21 protein-coding genes are annotated in these 20,662 nt (G+C 71.2%); 13 read left to right on the top strand and 8 right to left on the bottom strand.

Translation table 11 applies throughout. The annotated features are described in order from the left end of the window. The first annotated feature begins 14 nt into the window (after window positions 1-14). The 8 genes from DFR72_RS03265 (at window position 15) to DFR72_RS03225 (ending at window position 9,055) form a co-directional block, all read left to right on the top strand. Window positions 15-1,865, top strand: coding sequence for an ABC transporter ATP-binding protein (locus DFR72_RS03265; RefSeq protein ID WP_090064105.1), 1,851 nt, complete (start codon window positions 15-17; stop codon window positions 1,863-1,865). Further along, window positions 1,858-3,642: an ABC transporter ATP-binding protein gene (locus DFR72_RS03260; protein WP_090064106.1), complete on the top strand. Its 1,785-nt coding sequence runs from the start codon at window positions 1,858-1,860 to the stop codon at window positions 3,640-3,642. The genes DFR72_RS03265 and DFR72_RS03260 overlap by 8 nt, the downstream gene beginning before the upstream one ends. A gap of 14 nt (window positions 3,643-3,656) precedes the next feature. Next, window positions 3,657-4,775, top strand: coding sequence for a capreomycidine synthase (gene vioD / locus DFR72_RS03255; RefSeq protein WP_090064107.1), 1,119 nt, complete (start codon window positions 3,657-3,659; stop codon window positions 4,773-4,775). Beyond that, window positions 4,762-5,790 carry a guanitoxin biosynthesis L-enduracididine beta-hydroxylase GntD gene (gene gntD, locus DFR72_RS03250; RefSeq protein ID WP_170176102.1) on the top strand — a complete coding sequence of 343 codons (1,029 nt, stop codon included), beginning with the start codon at window positions 4,762-4,764 and terminating at the stop codon, window positions 5,788-5,790. The genes vioD and gntD overlap by 14 nt, the downstream gene beginning before the upstream one ends. Before the next feature lie 13 nt (window positions 5,791-5,803). After that, entirely contained in the window at window positions 5,804-6,034 is a 231-nt protein-coding gene (locus tag DFR72_RS03245; protein ID WP_090064109.1) for an MbtH family protein, read from the top strand. 625 nt (window positions 6,035-6,659) lie between these two features. Beyond that, window positions 6,660-7,985, top strand: coding sequence for a TrkH family potassium uptake protein (locus DFR72_RS03235; protein WP_245982475.1), 1,326 nt, complete (start codon window positions 6,660-6,662; stop codon window positions 7,983-7,985). Next, window positions 7,975-8,637, top strand: a complete 663-nt coding sequence (locus tag DFR72_RS03230; RefSeq protein WP_245982472.1) for a potassium channel family protein — start codon at window positions 7,975-7,977, stop codon at window positions 8,635-8,637. The genes DFR72_RS03235 and DFR72_RS03230 overlap by 11 nt, the downstream gene beginning before the upstream one ends. A 10-nt stretch (window positions 8,638-8,647) precedes the next feature. Continuing rightward, window positions 8,648-9,055, top strand: coding sequence for a YkvA family protein (locus DFR72_RS03225; protein WP_090064112.1), 408 nt, complete (start codon window positions 8,648-8,650; stop codon window positions 9,053-9,055). 7 nt (window positions 9,056-9,062) lie between these two features. Here the strand turns inward: DFR72_RS03225 and DFR72_RS03220 are convergent, their stop codons facing one another. Then, window positions 9,063-9,779 (bottom strand): SDR family oxidoreductase, encoded by a 717-nt coding sequence (locus DFR72_RS03220; RefSeq protein ID WP_425459868.1) that lies wholly within the window; start codon window positions 9,777-9,779, stop codon window positions 9,063-9,065. Window positions 9,780-9,867: 88 nt separating this feature from the next. Here DFR72_RS03220 and DFR72_RS03215 point away from each other — a divergent pair, with 88 nt between their 5' ends. Beyond that, the gene (locus tag DFR72_RS03215; protein WP_090064114.1) at window positions 9,868-10,716 is read left to right on the top strand and encodes a LysR family transcriptional regulator; all 849 of its coding nucleotides are present in this window, start codon (window positions 9,868-9,870) and stop codon (window positions 10,714-10,716) included. Between the two features lie 3 nt (window positions 10,717-10,719). Here DFR72_RS03215 and DFR72_RS03210 read toward each other — a convergent pair whose 3' ends face one another. Genes DFR72_RS03210 through DFR72_RS03195 form a run of 4 tightly spaced genes read right to left on the bottom strand, consistent with a single transcriptional unit; the run spans window position 10,720 to window position 15,337 of the window. After that, window positions 10,720-11,613: an alpha/beta hydrolase family protein gene (locus DFR72_RS03210; protein ID WP_090064115.1), complete on the bottom strand. Its 894-nt coding sequence runs from the start codon at window positions 11,611-11,613 to the stop codon at window positions 10,720-10,722. A 21-nt stretch (window positions 11,614-11,634) separates the two neighbouring features. Then, complete coding sequence (locus DFR72_RS03205) at window positions 11,635-12,252, bottom strand: acetoacetate decarboxylase family protein (RefSeq protein WP_090064116.1); 618 nt, start codon at window positions 12,250-12,252, stop codon at window positions 11,635-11,637. After that, on the bottom strand, window positions 12,242-13,891 hold the full coding sequence (locus DFR72_RS03200; protein ID WP_090064117.1) for a GMC oxidoreductase: 1,650 nt from the start codon (window positions 13,889-13,891) through the stop codon (window positions 12,242-12,244). Before DFR72_RS03200 ends, DFR72_RS03205 begins: the two co-directional genes overlap by 11 nt. A 3-nt stretch (window positions 13,892-13,894) precedes the next feature. Further along, complete coding sequence (locus tag DFR72_RS03195; protein ID WP_245982471.1) at window positions 13,895-15,337, bottom strand: flavin-containing monooxygenase; 1,443 nt, start codon at window positions 15,335-15,337, stop codon at window positions 13,895-13,897. 71 nt (window positions 15,338-15,408) lie between these two features. Between DFR72_RS03195 and DFR72_RS03190 the strand changes: the two genes are divergently transcribed. Further along, complete coding sequence (locus DFR72_RS03190; protein WP_090064119.1) at window positions 15,409-16,437, top strand: AraC family transcriptional regulator; 1,029 nt, start codon at window positions 15,409-15,411, stop codon at window positions 16,435-16,437. A 72-nt stretch (window positions 16,438-16,509) separates the two neighbouring features. On the opposite strand, the gene DFR72_RS45315 is transcribed toward DFR72_RS03190, so the two are convergent. Continuing rightward, window positions 16,510-17,025 (bottom strand): hypothetical protein, encoded by a 516-nt coding sequence (locus DFR72_RS45315; RefSeq protein WP_090064120.1) that lies wholly within the window; start codon window positions 17,023-17,025, stop codon window positions 16,510-16,512. A gap of 75 nt (window positions 17,026-17,100) precedes the next feature. Between DFR72_RS45315 and DFR72_RS03180 the strand changes: the two genes are divergently transcribed. Beyond that, window positions 17,101-17,526 carry a MarR family winged helix-turn-helix transcriptional regulator gene (locus tag DFR72_RS03180; RefSeq protein ID WP_090064121.1) on the top strand — a complete coding sequence of 142 codons (426 nt, stop codon included), beginning with the start codon at window positions 17,101-17,103 and terminating at the stop codon, window positions 17,524-17,526. Here DFR72_RS03180 and DFR72_RS03175 read toward each other — a convergent pair. Together DFR72_RS03175 and DFR72_RS03170 are read right to left on the bottom strand one after the other, a co-directional pair. Beyond that, window positions 17,513-18,466 (bottom strand): hypothetical protein, encoded by a 954-nt coding sequence (locus DFR72_RS03175; protein ID WP_143086658.1) that lies wholly within the window; start codon window positions 18,464-18,466, stop codon window positions 17,513-17,515. The two genes, DFR72_RS03180 and DFR72_RS03175, sit on opposite strands and share 14 nt — an antisense overlap. Next, window positions 18,463-18,960, bottom strand: a complete 498-nt coding sequence (locus tag DFR72_RS03170) for a SigE family RNA polymerase sigma factor (RefSeq protein WP_211335277.1) — start codon at window positions 18,958-18,960, stop codon at window positions 18,463-18,465. Before DFR72_RS03170 ends, DFR72_RS03175 begins: the two co-directional genes overlap by 4 nt. Before the next feature lie 149 nt (window positions 18,961-19,109). On the opposite strand from DFR72_RS03170, the gene DFR72_RS03165 reads away from it, so the two are divergent. Both DFR72_RS03165 and epsC read left to right on the top strand, forming a co-directional pair. After that, window positions 19,110-20,018: a DMT family transporter gene (locus DFR72_RS03165; protein ID WP_090064123.1), complete on the top strand. Its 909-nt coding sequence runs from the start codon at window positions 19,110-19,112 to the stop codon at window positions 20,016-20,018. Then, a complete protein-coding gene (gene epsC, locus DFR72_RS03160) occupies window positions 20,015-20,656 on the top strand; it encodes a serine O-acetyltransferase EpsC (protein WP_245982469.1) in 642 nt (213 codons plus the stop codon). The genes DFR72_RS03165 and epsC overlap by 4 nt, the downstream gene beginning before the upstream one ends. Window positions 20,657-20,662 lie beyond the last annotated feature (6 nt).

Below are 20,662 nucleotides of genomic sequence, written 5' to 3'. Positions count from 1 at the left end.
CGGATACGGAAGTCATGCCGAACCCGCTCCACACCCTCCCGCCCACCGCCAAGGGCATCCTCGCCGTCCTGCGGGTCCTGCCACGGGTCAGCCGGCCGCGCACGGTGCTCCTGGCGGTCGGCGTGGTGGTGGGCGCGGTCCTGCCCATCGGGATCGCCGTCCTCACCGGTCTGCTGATCGGTGCCATCCCCGACGCCGCGCGCGACGGTGCGGACTCGGCCGCCGCCGGCCGGGTGGGCACCCTGCTGGTCGCGGTCGCGATCACGATCCTGCTCGAGCGCCTGACGTCCCCGCTGCTGCGGGCGGCGGTGTCCACGCTCGGCCGCGACCTCGACCGGTACCTGCAGGAGACCGTCCTCACCGCGCTGGGCAAGCCCAGGGGCATCGCCCACCTCGAGGACTCCGACGTGCTCGACGAGGTCCGCATCGTGCGGGGTCTCGGCATGAGCGCGCACCGGCCGGGCCAGACCGTCGAGGCCCTGCCCGAGGTGCTCACGTCGTGGCTGCGGGCCATCGGCTCGGCGGCCGTGCTCACCTGGTTCCACTGGTGGCTCGGCCTGGCGTGGCTGGTGATCTGGCCGATCATCGTCTACCGGATGCAGCGCGACTACCTGCGCGTCGGCGAGGAGGGGTTCGGGCAGAGCGCCCAGCTCCGCCAGGCCGAGTACGCCAGGGACCTCGCGCTCGATCCGGGCCCGGCCAAGGAGGTGCGCCTCTGGGGCGCCCTCGACTGGCTCGTCACGCGGTTCGACACGTTGTGGCAGGCGGGGATCGGCCCGATCCGCAAGGCGCGCCGCCCGCGTCCGGGCATGGTGCTCGGCTCCGCGTCCGTGATCCTGGTGATCAACGTGCTCTCCTACGGCCTGCTGGCCTACGCGGCGGTGCAGGGCGACCTGACGCTCGCCGCCCTGGCCGTGTTCGTGGAGGCACTCGCCAACGCCAACGAGTACGCGGTCGGCGACGAGCACCTGTACCTGTCGAACGCCGCCGTCACCGTGCCGAAGCTCCTCTCCCTGGAGAAGCGGCTCGCCGACGGTGCGCCACCGCAGTCAGGGCTCCCGGTCGGTGCGGACGTGCCCTCGCGGGAGATCCGCTACGAAGGGGTGTCGTTCCGATATCCCAGCGGGGAACGCGACGTCCTGACAGGACTGGACCTGGTGATCCCCGCCGGGCAGTCGCTCGCGATCGTCGGTGACAACGGCGCGGGCAAGACCTCGCTCGTGAAGCTGCTCGCCGGTTTCTACGAACCCACCGGCGGCAAGATCAGCGTCGACGGCGCGGACCTCGCCGGCCTCGACCCCGAGGAGTGGCGCAGGCGGGTAGCGGTGCTGTTCCAGGACTTCACCCGCTACCACCTGCCGGTGCGCGACAACATCGGCCTCGGCGCCGTCGAGCACGCCGGTGACGAGGACATGCTGCGCCGCGCCGCCGAACGGGCCGGAATCGGCGACCTTATCGAGTCGTTGCCGAACGGCTGGGACACGGTCCTGTCGCAGACCTACACCGACGGCGTCGACCTGTCCGGCGGGCAGTGGCAGCGCGTCGCACTCGCCCGCGCGATGTTCGCCGTCGAGGCAGGCGCCAAGGTCCTCGTGCTCGACGAGCCCGCGGCGGCACTCGACGTGAGGGCGGAAGCCGAGCTGTACGAACGGTTCCTGGACCTCACCCAGGGGCTCACAACGATCATCATCTCGCACCGCTTCTCCACCGTGCGGCGCGCCGACCGGATCGTGGTCGTGTCCGACGGACGCGTCATCGAGGCCGGCGGCCACGACGAGCTGATCGATCGCGACGGCCGCTACGCCCACCTGTTCCGCCTGCAGGCGGAGCGCTTCCAGCCGACGGGAGGAGGCACCGATGCGTGACACCTGGCGGGCTTTCGTCACCACCATCAGCTTCGGGTTCCGCGCGGCGCGCTGGCACGCGGTCTTCCAGATCCTCACGGAGATCGCGCTCGCGCTCACCGGGCCCCTGATCGCCTACAGCGCGGGCACCCTCGTCGACGCCGCCCGCGATCGCGACCTGGACACGGCGCTCACCGCCGGGTTCGGCATCGCCGCCGCCACCGGGCTGCTCATCGTGGCCCAGTACTACAACGCGCACTGCGTGTTCGCGGTCCTCGAACGCACCCAGGCGTTGTCCGACCGGACGCTGATGCGCCTGCTCGGCGGGATCGGAAGCCTCGCCCCGCACGAGAACCCGAAGTACCTGGACCAGATCCAGCTCCTGCGCGAGGAGCGCGAGAGCCTCGCCGAGATGACCAACGCGACGGCCGGTCTGATCAGTGCGTTCGTCGGCTTCGGCGCGACGGCGCTACTGCTCGCACAAGTGCACCCCGCGCTCATCTCGCTGGCGCTGCTGGCGTTCATCTCGTTGTGGATCACCAGCCGGGCCAACGACATCGCGGCCGACGCCCAGGAGGACACCGGCGAACCCGAGCGGTTGCGCCGCCACCTGTTCGACATCGGCACGACCGCCGGTGCGGGCAAGGAACTGCGCGTCTTCGGGCTCACCCGCGAACTGGTCCGCCGGCACCACCAGGTCTCCGACGAGGTGCTCGACACCCGCAACGCCGCCGCCTGGCGCGGTGCCGTGCTCAAGAGCATCGACGCGGTGATCAACGCGGCGGGGTTCTTCGGCGCCATCGCACTGGTGGTCTGGCTCGCGGTCCAGGGCAGGGCCACCCCCGGCGACGTCGTCCTGGTCGTCGCGCTCACCATCGAGATGGCCGCGGTCGTCGCCTCCTCCGTGGGCTACAGCGGCGACTTCCTGTGGTGCCTCAAGCAGGCCCGGCGCTACGTCTGGCTCGAGCGGTTCGCCGCGTCCGAGGTCAAGCGGACGGAAGAGCCGGCCGCGCCGCCGGCGTCGCTGAGCCACGGCATCGACCTCGTCGACGTCACCTACCGCTACCCGGCCAGCGAGCGGACCGTCCTCGACGGCGTGTCCCTGCACCTGCCGGCCGGGTCCGTGGTCGCGCTGGTGGGGGAGAACGGTGCCGGCAAGTCGACGCTCGTCAAGCTGCTGTGCGACTTTTACCAGCCGGACGGCGGCGAGATCCAGGTCGACGGCGTCGACCTGCGCACCATCCCCAGCGCCGACTGGCGGACCCGGCTCACCGGTGCCTTCCAGGACTTCGTCGAGCTGCAGTTCGCGGCCCGCGAAACCATTGGCGTGGCTGACATCGGCCGGATCGACGACGACGCCGCGCTGTACGGGGCTCTTGCCCGAGCCGGAGCGACGTCCGTTGTGGACGGTCTGCCGCGCGGCCTCGACACCCAGCTCGGCCGGTCGTGGGAAGGCGGCGTCGAGCTGTCCGGAGGCCAGTGGCAGAAGCTGGCACTCGCCCGCGGACTGTTGCGCACCGACCCGTTGCTCGCGGTCTTCGACGAGCCCACCGCCGCGCTCGACCCGCAGACCGAGCACGCGCTGTTCGAGCGCTTCGCCGAGGCCGCCCGGGAAGGCAAGCAGCGGGGAACGGTGACTCTTCTGGTGTCGCACCGCTTCTCGACCGTGCGCATGGCCGACCTGATCGTCGTCCTCGACGGCGGCCGCATCCGCGAGATCGGCAGTCACGAACACCTCATGGCCCACCCCGACCTCTACGCCGAGCTGTACGACCTGCAGTCCTCGGCCTACCGCTGAAAGGAGTCGCCCTTATGAAGTTCGAACCAGCGCCACTCGAGGACTGGATGCGTCTGTACTACTTCGCGGTGGACGACGACATCGGCAGCAGCGGGGTCGAGGACTACTCGCTCGCGGAGCTGCGCGCGTTGCTCGGCATCGGGAGCGACGAGCTCGACGCCGTCGTGTTCCGCGACAGCACGTCGTTCGGCAGCGAGGAGGTGCGCACCGCGATCGCCGCGCAGTGGGGGACCGGTGACGCCGACAAGGTCATGGTCACGCACGGCGGCAGCGAGGCGATCTACCTCGTGCTGAGCACATTGCTCGAACCGAGCGACGCCATCGTCGTCACCGAGCCGACCTACCACACGCACACGTCGATCGCCCGGTCCATGGGGTGCGAGCTGCGCGTGTGGCCGTTGCGCCCGGAGAACGGCTTCCGCCCGGACCTGGACGACCTGCGCGCGGTCGTCGACGGTGCCAAGGCCGTCGTCGTGAACTTCCCGCACAACCCGACCGGCGCGTCGCTCACCCCCGAGCAGCGCGACGAGTTCGTCGCCATCTGCGCGGAGGCGGGCGCGTACCTGGTGTGGGACCAGGCCTTCCGCGAGATGGTCATCGAGGGCGAGCCGCTCGTCGACCCCGTGCACGACTACGACAAGGCCATCTCCATCGGCACCCTGTCGAAGGGCTACGGCCTGCCCGGCCTGCGCGTCGGCTGGGCCATCGGGCCCGAGGACGTCCTGCGCGGCACCCTCGACCTGCGCGACCGCATGACGTTGCACCTCTCGCCGCTGGTCGAGCTGCTCGCCACCCGCGTCGCCCGCAACGCCGGCCTGCTGGTCGGCCCGCGCATGGAGCAGGCCCGCCGCAACCTGGGGCTGCTGCGCCAGTGGGCCGCCGATCACCCGGATCTGATCGACCTGCCGTTGCCGATGGGCAGCGCCAGCACGTTCCCGCAGCTGCTCGGCCACACCGACACCACCGGCTTCTGCCACGACCTGGCCAGGGAGCACCGCACGCTCCTCGTCCCGGGGTCGTGCTTCGGGGACCCGACCCGTGTCCGGCTCGGTTACGGCGGCCCCACCGCCTCGTTCACCCGAGGCCTCGAAACGCTCGCACTCGCAGGGGAGAAGGCCCGTGTTCAGAATTGACCTGTCCGCATCCGACATCGCCGAGGCCCGCGCACTCGTGGCCTCGCTGGCCGAGCGCTACCGCACCGTCGAGGACCCGGCGTTCGTGCGCGAGGCCACGATCATCGCCCACGAGCTGCCGCGCGCCCTGCGCGCCGGCCTGCTGGAGTTCCGCCTCACCGAGCCCCACCCGTTGTGCGTGATCGGCGGCTACCCGATCGACGACGAGCGCATCGGCCTCACGCCGGCGCACTGGAAGGACTGCGGCGGCGAGGGCAGGCCGACCCTGGCGGAGGACCTGTTCTTCTACCTCTGCGCGTCGCTGCTGGGCGACCCGATCGCGTGGTCCACCCAGCAGGACGGCCGGCTGCTGCACGACGTGTTCCCCATCAAGGAACACCAGTACGAGCAGCTCGGCTCGGGCAGCGAGGAGCTGCTCACGTGGCACATCGAGGACGCGTTCCACCCGATGCGCACGGACTACGTGGGCCTCATGTGCCTGCGCAACCCCGACGGCGTCAACACCACGTACGGCTCGCTGGAAGGCATCGACCTGCCCGCCGACGTGGTCGAGGTGCTGCGCCAGGAGCGCTTCCCGATCCGCCCGGACCGCTCGCACCTCGCCGAGAACCGCCAGAACGACGGCGACGAGCAGCTGCGCCGCCTGCGCGACCGCAGCTACGAGTGGATCACCGGGCTGGACGCGAACCCGGAGCCCATCGCGGTGCTGTTCGGCCCGCAGGAGAACCCGTACCTGCGCCTCGACCCGTACTTCATGGAGGTCCCGGCCTCCGACCCCGAGGCAGCCGCCGCGCTGGACACGATCGTCAAGGCGATCGACGCCAACATCGCGGGCTACGCCCTCAAGCCCGGCGAGGTCCTGTTCCTCGACAACTACCGCGGCACGCACGGCCGTGAGCCGTTCACGGCCCGTTTCGACGGCACCGACCGCTGGCTGACCCGTCTGAACATCGCCCGCGACCTCCGCAAGTCGCGTGCCCACCGCCGCAGTGCCGACGACCGCACCATCTACTAGTCAGGAAAATCCCATGCGCACGAGCCCTTTCGACGATGAGGACGGCCGCTTCTTCGTGGTCGTCAACGACGAGGGCCAGCACGCCCTCTGGCCGGCCACGCTGGCCACCGTTCCCGACGGCTGGACCGTCGCCCACGGCGAGGACACCCGGCAGGCCTGCCTCGACTACGTGAACCAGCACTGGACGGACATGCGGCCGCGCAGCGTCCGGGACCAGCTGGACCGGCAGGCCGCCGGGAGGTGACGGGACGGCGCGGCCTCCCCGGACTCCGGTGAGGCCGCGCCGGACGTGGCCGGCTTGGCCTGAGCGGTTGTGCCCGACGTAGCTGTGCCCGCGCTGTGGCTGTGGCCGGCGCAGCTGTGCGGGCGTGCCTCGCCGGAACCTCGCGGGCTGCGGCCGGCGGGTCTCGGCGAGGCTGGTGCAGGTGTGGCCGGGGGGTGCGGTCGCGTCGCGACGGATCGCGGTGAGGCTGTCCCCGGCCTGCCCGGCCTGCCCGGCCTGCCCGGCCTGCCCGGCCTGCCCGGCCTGCCCGGCCTGCCCGGCCTGCCCGGCCTGCCCGGTGTGCCCGGCCTGCCCGGTGTGCCCGGTGTGCCCGGTGTGGCTGGGCGTGCATGGGGTGACTGGGCTTGGACTGAACCCGGCGGGTCTCGCACCTCCGGTGAGGCCGGCGTGGCTGTGCCTGGGGCGGCTGGGCGTGGTCTGAGCCCGGCGGGCCTGGCACCGGCGAGGCCGCCGTGCCCGTGCCCGCCATGCCCGGCGAGGCGCTACCTGCAGCGTGCAGGCGCGTCCGCCCCTCCCCGACGGGCCCGCACCCGCCACGTGCGGGAGTCTCCCGACGTGTCCGGGGTGGACGTTCTAGGCTGTCGCGGTGATCACCGGGTGGCGGCACCCCGCCCGCCTCGTCGTACTCGCCTTCCTGGCGGCCACCGCTGCCGGCACGGTGCTGCTCATGCTGCCGGTCGCCGCCGAACCGGGCCGGACCACCGGGTTCATGCAGGCGCTGTTCACGGCGGTCTCCGGCATCACCGGTACTGGGCTGGCCGTGGTCGACACCGGGTCGCACTGGTCGGTGTTCGGCGAGGTCCTGCTGCTGGTGCTGTGGCAGGTCGGCGGTCTCGGCATCATGACGCTCGCGTCGGTGCTGGCGTTGCTGGTCTCGCACCGGCTGAACCTGCAGATGCAGCTCACGGTGAAGACCGAGACCAACACGCTGAACCTCGGCCAGGTCCGCAGGGTCGTGGCGGGGGTGGTCACGATCAGCCTGGTGGTGGAGGCGATCGGCGCGGTCGTGCTGGCGCTGCGGTTCTGGCTCGGCTACGGCGAGTCGTTCGGGCGGGCGCTGTACTCCGGGGTGTTCCACTCGATCTCGTCGTTCAACAGCGTCGGCCTGGCGCTCTACCCCGACAGCCTCATGCGGTACGCGACCGATCCGTGGGTGTGCCTGCCGATCGCGGCGCTCTCGGTGACGGGCGGGCTGGGTTTCCCGGTGTTGTTCGAGCTGCTGCGCCGGCACCGCAAGCGGTGGTCGCTGCACACCAAGATCACCGTGCCCGTGTACCTGGGGCTGATGGCGTTCGGCATGCTGGTCGTGCTCGTCGTCGAATGGGCCCGCGCGGGCACTCTCGGGCCGTACGGCGTCGGTGACAAGCTCCTGATCGGACTGTTCCACGGCGTCATGCCCGGCTCGTCCGGGTTCAACACCGTCGACGTGGCCCAGCTGCAACCCGCGACCTTGCTCGCGTACGACGTGCTGATGTTCGTCGGCGGCGGCAGCGCGGGTACCACGGGCGGCATCAAGGTCACGACGTTCGCGCTGCTCGCGTTCGTGCTGCTGGCCGAGGTCCGCGCCGAGCCCAGCGTGCACGTCATGGGCCGCCGGCTGAGCGCGGAGGTGCAGCGCCAGGCGGTCACGGTCGCCCTGCTGGGGGTGGGCGTGGTGATGGTCTCGACGCTCGTCCTGCTCGCCACCACCTCGTTCCGCCTCGACGCCGTGCTGGTCGAGACCACGGCCGCGTTCGGCGGCGTCGGCATGTCCACCGGCATCACCCCCCAGCTGTCGCCCACCGGGCAGCTGGTCATCATCGTGCTCATGTTCATCGGCAGGGTCGGGCCGATCACCCTGGTCTCGTCCCTCGCGCTGCGGGAACGCCGCCGGCGCTACGAACTACCCGAGGAGCGACCCATTGTCGGATAAGCACCCGTCCCGCGTCGTCGTGCTCGGACTGGGCCGCTTCGGCAGGTCGGTCGCGCTCGAACTGGTCGCCCTGGGCACCGAGGTCATGGCGATCGACTCGGACCCGAAGCTGGTCCAGCGCTACGCCGACGACGTCACCCACGCCGTCGTCGCCGACACCACCGACGCCGAGGTCATGCGCCAACTGGGAGTCGACGAGTTCCAGCGCGCGGTCGTCGGCATCGGCAACAACCTCGAAGCCAGCATCCTGACCACCGCCGTGCTGGTCGACTTCGACATCCCCGACATCTGGGCCAAGGCCATCAGCCGGGAACACGGCCGCATCCTCGAACGCATCGGCGCCCACCACGTCGTGCTGCCCGAACACGAGATGGGCGAACGCGTCGCGCACGTCGTGGCCGGCCGCGTGCTCGACTACATCGAGATCGAGAACGACTACGCGATGATCAAGGCCCGGCCGCCGAAGGAGGCGATCGGCAAGCCGCTCGGCACGAGCAAGCTGCGGGCCAAGTACGGCGTGACCGTGGTGGGCGTGAAGCGTCCCGGGGACGACTTCACCTACGCCACCGCGGAGACCGTGATCGAGAGCGGTGACGTGCTGATCCTCGCCGGGAAGGTCGCCGACGTGGAACGGCTCGCGGACGAGACGTGACCGACCGGACATGACCGGCTCGTTCTGGTGGGACCTGCTGATCGGCGTGGTGGTCGCACTGGCGCTGACCTGGGTGGCGCTGGTCGTCGCGCTGGTGGTCGTGCGCCCGCGCGGAGGCCTGCTGCGCGAGGCGTTGCGCCTGCTACCTGACGTGCTCCGCCTCGTGCGCAGGCTCGCCGCGGACAGGTCGTTGCCGCGCGGCGTCCGGGTCCGGCTCTGGCTCCTGGTGGTCTACCTCGCCATGCCGATCGACCTGATCCCCGACTTCATCCCGGTGCTCGGGTACGCCGACGACGCCATCATCGTCACGGCCGTGCTGCGCGGAGTGGTCCGGCGCGCGGGCATCGACGCGGTCCGCGCGCACTGGCCGGGTACCGACGACGGGTTCGCCGCGGTCGTCCGCCTCGCCGGGTTGTGACCGGGGATCACCAGGGAACGACGCCCTCGTCGTCGAAGAAGCCGCCGCGCGGCCCGTCCTCCGGCAGCGTGGCGAGCCGGAGGACGATCGCGGCACCCTGCTCCGCCGTGCGCGGCGCGGCGAAGCCGGTGAAGTCGGTCGCGACGTAACCGGGGCAGGCGGCGTTCACGATGACGTCCGTGTCCGCGAGGTCGCGGGCGTACTGCGCGGTGATGCTGTTGAGCATCGACTTCGACGGTGCGTAGGCGGCCAGCGGCGGCCCGGTCTGCAGAGCCAGCGAACCCATGTTGCTCGACACGTTGACGATGCGCGGCGACTCCGCTCCGCGCAGCAGCGGCAACATCGCGTTCGTCACGCGCACGATGCCGAACACGTTGGTGTCCAGGACGGTGCGGAGGACGTCCAAGTCCAATGTGGACGCGTTCTGGGCGCCGCCGTCGGTGCGTCCGGCGATGCCCGCGTTGTTGACGAGCACGTCGAGCCGGCCCGTCGTCTGCTCGATGGTCTTCGCCGCCGCGATGGCGCTGTCGTCGGAGGTGACGTCGAGTGCGACCCCGAACGCGTCGATCCCGTTGGCGCGCAGGCGTTCGACGGCCTCCGCCCGCCGGCCGTCGTCCCGTGCCCCCACCGCCACCGTGAACCCGATCGCCCCGAGGCCCTGGGCGATGGCGAAACCGATTCCCTTGTTCGCGCCGGTGATCAGCGCGGTCCTGTTGTCGCTCACGTGATCCATGCTCGGTGCGGCTAGCCCGCCTGTCCAAGATCGATTCGGTACCCTGTGATACTCCACGGGTATCAGTACGCTGAAGCGCGTGCACGATCTCGAGACCCGCGAACTCCGCTACTTCGTCGCCGTCGCGGAGGAGTTGCACTTCGGCCGCGCCGCCGAACGGCTCGGGATCGCCCAGCCGCCGCTGTCCCGCGCGATCCGGCAGCTGGAGCACCGGCTCGGCGTCCGGCTCCTCGACCGCGACCGCCGGGGCGTGGCGCTCACCGACGCGGGCCGGGTGCTGCTGCACGAGGCACGCCCTGCGCTCGACGCGGTCGCGGCCGCCGCACGCCGGACGCGCCGCGCGGGAGACCCCCGCCGGCCACTGGTGCTCGTGACCAAGGCGGGGGCGTCCCACGCACTGCTGCAACGGCTGCTCGGCGCGGTCGAGGCCGAGACTCCGGTCGAGGTGCTGCTGTGCGAGGTCGGCGAGCAGGCGGGGCTGCTGCGCGACGGGAGTGCCGACGTGGCGCTCATGCACCGGCCGTTCGACGACCTCGACGGGTTCTACACCGAGGACCTCCTGACGGAGGGCCAGGTCGCGATCCTTCCCGCGGCGCACCCCCTCGCGGCACGTGACCAGCTCACGTTCGAGGAGGTCCGCGACGTGCCGGGCCTGCCGATCGCCCGGTGGCCGCGGCTCGACGGGTCCTATCCGGACGGACCCGGCCCCGAGGTGCGCACGCAGTCGAAACTCGCTCAGCTCGTGGCCCTCGGCAGGACGTTGCTCGTCATCCCCGCCTCCAGCCGCGCCTGGCAGTGGCCGGAGCACGTCGCCGTGCCCGTTCTCGACGCTCCCGACGTCACCACTGTGCTCGCGTGGCAGCCGGGCACCGGGTCGCAGGCCCTGGCGTCGTTCGTCCGCACGGCGGCGGCAGCGCTCCGGCCGTGACGGTCACTCGGTTCCCTCGAAGGTGACCGCCGAGTCGGTGCGGGCGGGAGTGCCCCAGACGAAGTCACGGGCAGCCGTGTCCCCGGCGAGGTAGTGGCGGAACCACGACGTGAGCACCCGCTTCGCCGCGACGAGCTGAGCGGCCCTGGTGATGGAACCGTTGTCGCAGAACAATCCCGAGGAGTCCATGAAGCCGCAGTGGAAGCCGCCGGTGATCGTGCGGAGCTGTTTCGACGGTGGCTTGGCCGCGAACATCGGCCGCTGGTGCTCATCGACCGGGGTGATCGTGTCCTGCGATCCGGCGAGGAACTGCGCCGGCACCCGCAGCGTTGCGGCCGCCGCCTTCGCGGAGGGGTTCGTCTCCGCCGCCGCGTAGGTCGAGACCGCCGTGATCTTCGGGTTGCGCGCGGCCGCGAGGACGGCGGCGCCTCCGCCCATGGAGTGCCCCGAGACGCCCAGCGCCGTGGTGGTGACGTGGTCCCGGAACCGGGAACCCGCTGTGCCGTCCTGGGCGACGAGCCAGGTGAGCCCGGTGTTGAGGTCGTCGGCGAAGGCGCTGTGGCTGGGGCTCAGGCCGCCCTGGGTCGTGGGCACCACCACGACGAAGCCCCACGAGGCGAGGTGCGTGCTCGTGCTGGTGTACTTCGACGTGGCCTGGAAGAAGCCGTGCCCGAAGGCGATCGCGGGGAACCTGCCCGTGGCGACCGGCTGGTTCACACCGGAGGCCGTCGCCGGGTAGTGCACCCGCGCCGGGACGGACCTGCCGCCCGCCACGGCCGTTACATCGCTGTACGCCACCGGGTACGTGCCTGGCAGGCCGTAGTCCGGTGGCGCGGCTAACGCAGGCGTGGCCACGGTGGAGGCCACCAGGGCGAGCGTGATCGCGAGAACGCGCATGAGCTTCTCCTCATGAGATCGTCAGGGAGATCCGAATCGCATGTGCAGGGTGGAGACGGCCAGGTGCAGGCGTGGCCGCGCCGCTTGGAGCCAGCCGAGTTCGCCGTCCGGCGTGATGCGCCAGCGCAGGCGGGTGAGGCTGACACGAGCGGACGTGTGTAGGGCCGTGCGATGTGTTTTGCCGTGCAGGGTCTGCCAGACCGAAGTGGTCAGCCGGACGGGAAGAGCTCGCGACGACCTGCGGGTCTCGGTGGCGGCGGCGATGACGTCGCCGTCGTCGTGAGCCGTCGCGTCGAGGTGCGGTTCGGCGGAGAAGGTGAAGCCCGCCAGCAGCTTCGGGATTCCCCACAGCGCCCGCGCGCCCCGCTGGGAGGTGCTGTCGTCGACCAGGATGTCCAGAATGGACAGACCGGGACGGGCCTTCCTGCGCACCAGGACCGCGGCCATCACCTCGTGGTAGGCCAGTACACCGGGCGGCTGGTAGTCGACGAACGCCGACACCACCAGCACTCGGCCGAACAGGCTCAACGGCACCACGTCCGGCGGTGGCAGGGGCACGGCCGAACGTGGTGCCGTCCACAGGGTGAGCCAGCCCCGTCCGTGCAGGTCCCACGGCTCGGCGGGCCACTCACTCGGCATCGTGCACCTCCACGTCGTGACGCAACGCGGCGGGCGCGCCGTCCGGGACCGCCGGACTGCGCGGTGCCACGGCGTTCAGGCGCAAGTATGCGGCGCCCGGCTCGGGGCGTGGATCAGGCTCGCCCTTGTTGGGCCACAACGACATGGCCCGCTCCGCGAGCGCGGTGATGGTCAGCGCCGGGTTCACGCCGAGGTTCGCCGGGATCGCCGACCCGTCGACGACGTGCAGGCCGGGACAGCCGTGCACCCGGTGGTACGGGTCGACCACGCCCGTCGCGGGGGAGTCGCCGATCACGCAGCCGCCGATGAGGTGCCCGGTCAGCGGGATGTCCGCCAGGTCCGTCCACGCCCCTCTGGCCACTCCGCCCGCCTTGGCCGCGAGGCGGCGCGCCACGTCGTGCCCGGCGGGGATCCAGGACGGGTTCGGAGCGCCTTCGCCCTGGATCGTGGTCATCCGCCCGCGCCGGGACACGGTGGTGAGCGAGTTGTCGAGACTTTGCATGACCAGCAGGGCGATCGTCTCCTCCGACCAGGCGCGGGGCGTGTGCATCCGCAGCACCGAGCCGCGTTCGCGGAACAGTTGGGCGAGGCCGCGGCGCAACCGCGCGGGACCGCCGTCGACCAGCGTCGTCATGAGCAGCCCCATCAGGTTGCTGCCCCTGCCGTACCGGACCACCTCGACGTGCGTGTCGGCGTCCGGGTGGATGGACGACGTGATGGCGAGCCCGCGGGAGTGGTCCACCCGGCCGCCGGGCGTCCGCACGGCCACCACGGCCTCGGAGTTGGTGCGGCACAGGAAGCCGAGCCGTGGCGAGAGACCGGGCAGGCCACCGCGGTCGCGGATGCGGTGGAGCAGCCGTTGCGTGCCCAGTGACGCCGCGGCGAACACGACCTGAGAGCTGGTGAACGCACGCGTCGCCCGTCCTCCGGTGCGTCGTGCCACCACCTTGTACCCGCTCAGATGCGGCCGCACGTCCACGACCGTGGTCAGCGGCCACACCTGCGCGCCCGCCCGTTCGGCGAGGTGGAGGTAGTTCTTCGGCAGCGTGTTCTTCGCGTTGTGGCGGCAGCCGGTCATGCACGAGCCGCAACCGACGCAGGTGTCCCGCGTCGGTCCGGCGCCGCCGAAGTAGGGATCGGTGCCGCCGGGTCCGAAGTGGACTCCCACCTGGGAGGCCCGGAAGGTGGGTTCGACGCCGAGGTCGACCGCCACGTCCCGCAGGAGCCGGTCACCGGCGGTGCGGCACGGGTTGCCGGTCACGCCGAGCATCCGGGACGCCTGGTCGTAGTGCGGGGTGAGCTCGTCCTCCCAGTCGGTGATGTGGCCCCAGCGGGAGTCGCGGAAGAAGGACGCCGGGGGCCGGTACAAGGTGTTGGCGTACACCAGGGACCCACCGCCGACACCCGCTCCGCTGAGCACGGCGACGTCGCGCAGCGCGGTGATCCGCTGGATGCCGGTGCAGCCGAGGGACGGGGCGAACAGGTAGTCGCGCACCTGCCAGGACGTCTCGGGCAGTTCGTGGTCCGCGAAGCGCCGTCCCGCCTCCAGGACGCCGACCCGGTAGCCCTTCTCCGTCAGCCGCAACGCGGTCACCGCACCGCCGAACCCCGACCCGATGACCAGCACGTCGTAGTCCACGGCTCACACCTCCACAGCGGTGTGGGCGGGTTCGAAGTCCGCCGTCCGCAGCCGTGCCGTGCGGCGCAGGTACTCCCGCGTTCCTCCCGGCCAGTTCGTCGTGATCGCCCCGTCGGCGGTGCGGTACCACGACGAGCACGTGCTCCACACGCCCTTGGCCAGCCTGGCGGTCATCTCGCGGTCGAACGCCTCCGCGACGTCGCGCCGCACCTCCAGCACCGCTCCGGTCTCCGCGAGGTGGCGCACGGCGGACACCACGTACCGGCACTGCGCCTCGATCATGGTGACCACCGAGTTGCCCCCGAGGTTGGTGTTGGGGCCGTAGACCAGGAAGAGGTTCGGGAAGCCCGGGACGGTCAGGCCCAGGTGGGCGCGGGGACGACCGGCCCACGCCTCGGCGAGGTCCTGACCGTTGCGTCCGGCGATCCGCAGGGGGAGTCCGAAGCCGGAGACCGTGAACCCGGTGCCCCAGATCAGCACGTCCGCAGGGTGGTCGCGGCCGTCGGCGGTGCGCAGACCGTGCTCGGTGACCTCGGTGATCTGCTCGGTCACCACACTGACATCCGGCCTGCTCAGGGTGGGGTACCAGTCGTTGCTGAACAACACCCGCTTGCACCCCGGCTGCGTGGTGGGCCGCAGTGCCGCTCTCAGCGCCGGGTCGCGGACCTGGACCCGCCGGTGCGCGGCGGCGACGGCCGCGACGAGCGCGCGGGACGGCCGCCCGGCGTTGAGCAGCCCGGTCAGCGCCTCGCCCGCGAGCCACACCCCGCCGCGCGCGGCACGCAACCTCGACGGGTGCGACCGGCCGGTCAGGCGGGCGTCGGGCTTCGGCAGCACGTGCGGGGCCGACCGCTGGAACACCGTCAGGTGGCCCGTGACGGGTGCGATCTCCGGCACGAACTGGGCCGCGCTCGCACCCGTGCCCACCACGGCCACCCGCCGTCCGCGCAGGTCGGCGTCGTGCCGCCACGCGGCGCTGTGGAAGACCTCTCCGGTGAAGCGGCCGAGGCCGGGCAGTGCCGGGACCGACGGCGTGCTGAGCTGTCCCACCGCGCAGACCAGCACGTCGGCCTCGACGGTGCCGCCGTCCGCCAGGCCGACCCGCCACCGGTTCCGCGTCTCGTCGAACGACGCCGCCACCACCTCCGCCCCGAACCTGATGCGGTCGCGCACCGGGGCGGCCGTGGTGCGGAGGTAGCGCAGGATGTCCGGCTGGGCCGAGTACCGGCGTGGCCACGAGGTGCTGGGGGCGAAGGAGTACGAGTAGAGCGACGAGGGCACGTCGCAGGCCGCGCCGGGATAGGTGTTGTCCCGCCAGACGCCGCCGGCCCCACTTGCCCGCTCCAGCACCGTGAACCGGCCGAACCCGGCTCTGTGCAACGACAACGCGACGCCCAGCCCGCCGAAACCGGCACCGATGACGACCACCTCGGGTTGTGCTCTCACGTGGTCGACGGTAGGAACAACCACCCGTTCGCACCAGGACAACACCGGCCGCGCAGTTGACAATCGCGGCCATGAGGTCGTTGGCCGAGCCGGTCGTCCGGCACTGGGACTTCCCCCGCGGCGTCGCGAGCGTCGCACTCCTGCTGCGCTTCGGCGCCGAGCACGGCCTGCCGGCGGGCAGCCTGCTCGACGGCAGCGAGATCGACGCCGCGCTGCTCACCGACCCGGTCGCCGAGATCGAGGCCCGCCAGGAGCTCGCGGTCGTGCGCAACCTCGCCGGTCTGCTGCCGCACGCGGGCATCGCCGTCGGACGTCGTTACCACGCCACCACGTTCGGCGTGCTGGGCTACGCGTTCCTCAGCGCGGCCACCCTCCAGGACGCGATCACCACCGCTCTGCGCTACCTCGACCTCAGCTTCGCGTTCACCGCGCCCACCGCCGTGATCGACGGCGACCGGCTCGTGCTGGCGCTCGACGGCGGCGCGCTGCCGGACGAGGTGGCGTCGTTCCTCGTCGAACGCGACCTCGCCGCGATCCACACCGTCGTGGGGGAGCTGCTGACCGGTGCCGTGCCTGTCCTCGGCGTCGACTTCGCCCACGCGGAACCCGGGGACGTCCGCGAGCACGAGGAGGTCTTCGGCGTCCGGCCATGTTTCGGGGCGGGCGCCGACCAGTCCGTTGTGGACGTTTCAGTGCTGGCCGAGGCGCTGCGCCTGGCCAGTCCGGAGACGACGGCGTTGTGCGAGGAGCAGTGCCGGACGCTGGCCGCGCGCCGCAGGGAAAGTCCTGGGGTCGCCCAGGAGGTGCGCCGCCTGCTCGAGTCCTCGGTGAGGTTCGAGGAGAGCATGCCTTCGGTGGCACGGGCGCTGGGCGTCAGTCCGCGCACGTTGCGCCGCCGCCTGACCACGTCCGGCACGAGCTACCAGGCGCTGCTGGACGAGGTCCGCGCGAAACGGGCCGTGCGGCTGCTCACCGACGGGGAGCTGTCGGTCGAGGCCGTCGCCGAACGGCTCGGTTTCGCCGAGGCCGCGAGCTTCATCCACGCGTTCCGCCGCTGGTTCGGCGTGACCCCCAGCAGGTACGGCCGGCTGCGGCGGTGACCCGGCCACGCAAGCCGGGTCACCGCCGCAGCCGGCCAACTGGCACGGAGCTCAGTGCCGTGCCTCTGACCGTCAGCTGGAGAACTCCCGTTCAGCAGGCTGCTGCAACGCATCGGTGAACGTCTGCCGGACGATGCCGATCCACCAGAGGAACGTCAGCGCGATGATCGTCGGGTTCTTGAGGAACAACAGCACGGCCAGGTAGGTCTGCCGGGCCGACGCGGGCAGCAGTGCGGACACCACGTGTTCGGCGAACACCTCGAAGACCGCAAACGCCACGCCGAGGAAGACGGCCTGCCACACCAGGCTGCGCCAGTGCCGGCGCGCGAACTCGCGGCCCGTGCTCCAGCTGAACGTCCGCCCGGCCATGGCGATCCTCCACACGAGCACCACCAGTGCGATGCGGGCGGCGAGCACGACGACCTCGGAGGCCGTCGCGACCACGGGGTCGATGTCCTGCGTCCAGTTCACGGTGACCAGCCGCTGGACCGAGGCGATCGAGGACAGTCCCACCACCAGCCCCAGGTGACGCGTGTAGCACCACCAGGTCCACCTCGGCACCTCCAGCGCCAGCTTCCACTCGCTCACGGTCCCCCCAATGCTTCAGTTGACTGAACAATTTAGTTCAGCATACTGAAATATTCACTGCGGTAAAGTGGCGGTGTGGAAGGTCGAGATGCCGGACGTGAGCTCAGCACCGCCGTGGTCGCGTTCCACGAGGCGGTGGGCGCGAGCCTCGGGGTGACGGCGGTCGACCAGCGCGCGCTGGCCGTGATCATGGGCGCCGGGTCGGTGTCCGCGGGGGAGCTGGCCAGGGAGATCGGTCTGACGCCCGGTGCGGTCACAGGCGTGGTCGACCGCCTCGTGCGGGCCGGACTGGCCCGCCGCGAGCCGGACCTGGAGGACCGCCGCCGGCTGGTGATCACGGCGGTCCCCGGCGCGTTCGGAGACACCTTCGCGGGGCTCGCCAAGGCGATGGAGGAGCTGACCGATCGCTACACGCCCGCCGAGCAGGCGGTGATCGCCGACTGGGTGGCGAACACGATCGGCGTGCTGCGCGAGCAGACGCGGATCCTCACCGAGGGTTGAGCGTCACGTCCCAGTCGCCCGTGACCCGCTCGGGGATGACGGTGATCTTGACGACCTGCCCCTTCGCGAGATCGAGCCCGTTGATGTTCTTCCAGTCGGAGGCCTCCAGCCACGAGGTGCCCACGCCGTAGGACCAGTGCGAGTAGTCCAGGACGACGACGTCATCGACGAGCACCCGGATCCTGCCGGGTGTGTTCGACCGCAACTCCATCATGTTGATGCCCGGCCATTCGATCGTGAACTCCCTCTGCGCAGCCGGAGCCGCCGGGTCGGGCCGCAGCACGATCGCCGGCTCCGGCTGGATGGCGGGGAACGTCTCCAGTTTCTGGGGGTGCGGGGGGAACGTCTCCAGCGTCTGGGGGCGCGGGGGGAACGAGTACTCGCTCACCGGTACCTCCTCGCCGATGGCGACGGCGAACGTGCCCTTGGCCGTCGTGCGCTGGGGTTCCACGGTCAGCGTGATGACGGACGGCTGCCCCACCACGATGCCGAAAGCGCCCCAGTCCCTCACCCTGCGCGAGCCGCCACACCCGTTGCGTTCGGTGTAGGGGTGGCCGTTGACGACCAGGGTGATGAGGAGCAGGCCGTTGCCTCCGGTCTCGCAGTGGGTGAACAGCACGAGGTCCAGCGACCTCGGCACGAAACGCAGGGTGGTGCTGGTCGAGGGGAGGTCACCCCAGGCCTGGGCGACGATCCGGGCGCCGTCCTGGTACTCCGGCAGGCTGCGTGGTGGCACGGCGGGTTCGGGCTGCACGATGCGGGGGAGCAGTCCGAAGACGATGCCGACGAGCACGAGCACCACACCGGCGGCGCCCGCGACGGCACGACGGCGCCTGGTGGCCGACACCCGTGCCCGCACGCCCGCCATGCGTGCCTCGTGGGCGGAGTCGGTGATCTCGGCGCGCTCGCGCAGCACCTCGGTGAGGTCGCTCAGGTTCATCGCCACACACCTTCGAACGTGATCGTGTCGTCGAGCCGCAGCTTCGCGAGTGCCTTGCTCGCCTGGCTCTTGACCGTGCCGACGGAACAGCCGAGCAGTCCGGCCACCTGCGCCTCGGTGAGGTCCTCGTAGAACCGCAGCACCAGCACGGCGCGTTGCCTGCGCGGCAACCGGCCCAGCGCCTGCCAGAGCCACTCGCGTTCGCCGACCGCCTCCTGCGGTGACTCGCCCGGTCGTTCCGGCAGCTCACCGGTCGGTTCCTCGCCTCTCCACCGGCGCCGCCACCAGGTGGCGTGGGACGTCACGATGATCCGCCGGACGTAGGGCTCGGGGTCGCCGTCGACGCGATTCCACGCGCGCCACGCCTTCGCCAGCGCCGTCTGCAGCAGGTCCTCCGCGTGCCCGATGTCGCGCGTCAGCAGGAAAGCCGTTCGCAGCAGCCGTGGCGACGCGACCGCCACGAACTCCTCGAACCCCTCAGGTGAATGCAGCACTCCACGGCCTTTCCACTGTGTCCGTCACTGCTACTACCAGTCGGGTGCCGCGAATGGTTGCCCCGCGTGCGGCTCGCTCTAGTACGCCCCGAGCCCTCTCTGCTGAAGTGTCCAAACGACTACTGACTGATGATCCGAATCGAGAAGCAATGGACAAGGCATCCGTCGCGCGCTTCCTGCTGCTGGCGCTGCTGTGGGGAAGCAGCTTCACGTTCATCAAGGTGTCCCTCGAAGGGTTGACACCGGGACAGCTAGTGCTGAGCAGACTCATCCTGGGCGCGGCCGTGCTCCTCTCGATCGCGGCCATCCGCAAGGTCGCCCTCCCGAGGTCCGTCCAGGTCTGGGGCCACATCGCGGCCGCCGGCCTGTTCGGCAACGTGATCCCGTTCCTGTTGTTGTCCTACGGCGAAAAGAGCACCGGAGCCGGCATCGCGGGCGTCCTGATCGGCGCCACCCCGCTGCTGACGCTGGCGCTCGCCACGGCCGCGTTGCCGACCGAGCGGGCGACCTCCCGCAAGGCCGTCGGCCTGGCGCTGGGCTTCGTCGGCGTGGTGCTGCTGATCGGCCCGTGGCACGAGTCGCTGGGCTCGCTCAGCGGGCGGATGGCCTGCTTCGGCGCGGCCGTCAGCTACGCGATCGGCTTCGTGTACGTGCGGAAGTACCTGTCGCCGCTCGGCCTGGCCCCGTTGTCGCTGGCCGCGTCGCAGCTCGTGTCGGCGGCCGTGCTGCAGGCGGTCGTCACGCCGTTCCTGGCTTGGCGGACGCCCGACTTCACCGGGCCGGTGACGCTGAGCATCGTGCTGCTCGGGCTCTTCAGCACCGGCTTGGCCTACGTGCTCTACTTCCGCCTCATCGGTGACGTCGGTGCCACGACGGCCTCCGCGGTGAACTACGTGGTGCCGGTGTTCGCGGTGCTCGTCAGCGTGCTGTTCCTCGGTGAACACGTGACGTGGAACCTCCTGGCCGGTGGCCTGGTCGTGCTCGTCGGCGTGGCCTACGCCGAGAACAGGATGGGGCAGCTGCGCAAGGACAAGGAAACCGCGGGAGCGGTCCGGTGAACGCGAGGGCGCTGCTCCGCGTGATCACCGCCGACCTGGACATGGTCATGGACCGCGACCCGTCGATCCTCTCGCGCAGCGAGGCGTTGCTGCACCCGACGGTCATCGCGATCTGGGGCCACCGCGTGTCGCACTGGTTGCACCTGCGAGGACACCGGCGCGGCGCCCGGCTGGTGATGGTCGTCGCGAGGTTGCTGACCGGGGGGATCGAGATCCACCCCGGCGCGACGATCGGCCGTGGTTTCTTCATCGACCACGGTGCGGGCGTGGTGATCGGCGAGACCGTCGTCATCGGGGAGGACGTCACGATCTTCCACCAGGTGACGCTCGGCGCGGTCGGGTGGTGGCACGACAACCAGCGGCCGGAGGGCTCGCGGCGGCACCCGAAGCTCGGCGACCGGGTCGTCGTCGGCGCCAACGCGACGATCCTCGGCCCGGTCACCGTCGGCCACGACTCCGTGGTGGGCGCCCAGGCGCTCGTCATCCGGGACGTGCCGGCGGACTCCCGGGTCCTGGCACCGTTCTCCATCCCGAACCTGAAGTCGAGCCGCAGCGTCGCGAAGGCGGCCAGGACTCGCCAGTCCGTCGTGGTCGCGGGGCAGAAGCACAAGGGTGCGGCCGTGTTCCCCAGCTGGTGACACCGA

This window comes from Lentzea flaviverrucosa, from assembly GCF_003350445.1.
GTDB classification, from domain to species: domain Bacteria; phylum Actinomycetota; class Actinomycetes; order Mycobacteriales; family Pseudonocardiaceae; genus Lentzea; species Lentzea californiensis.
This window is presented reverse-complemented; position numbering and strand designations above follow the sequence as displayed.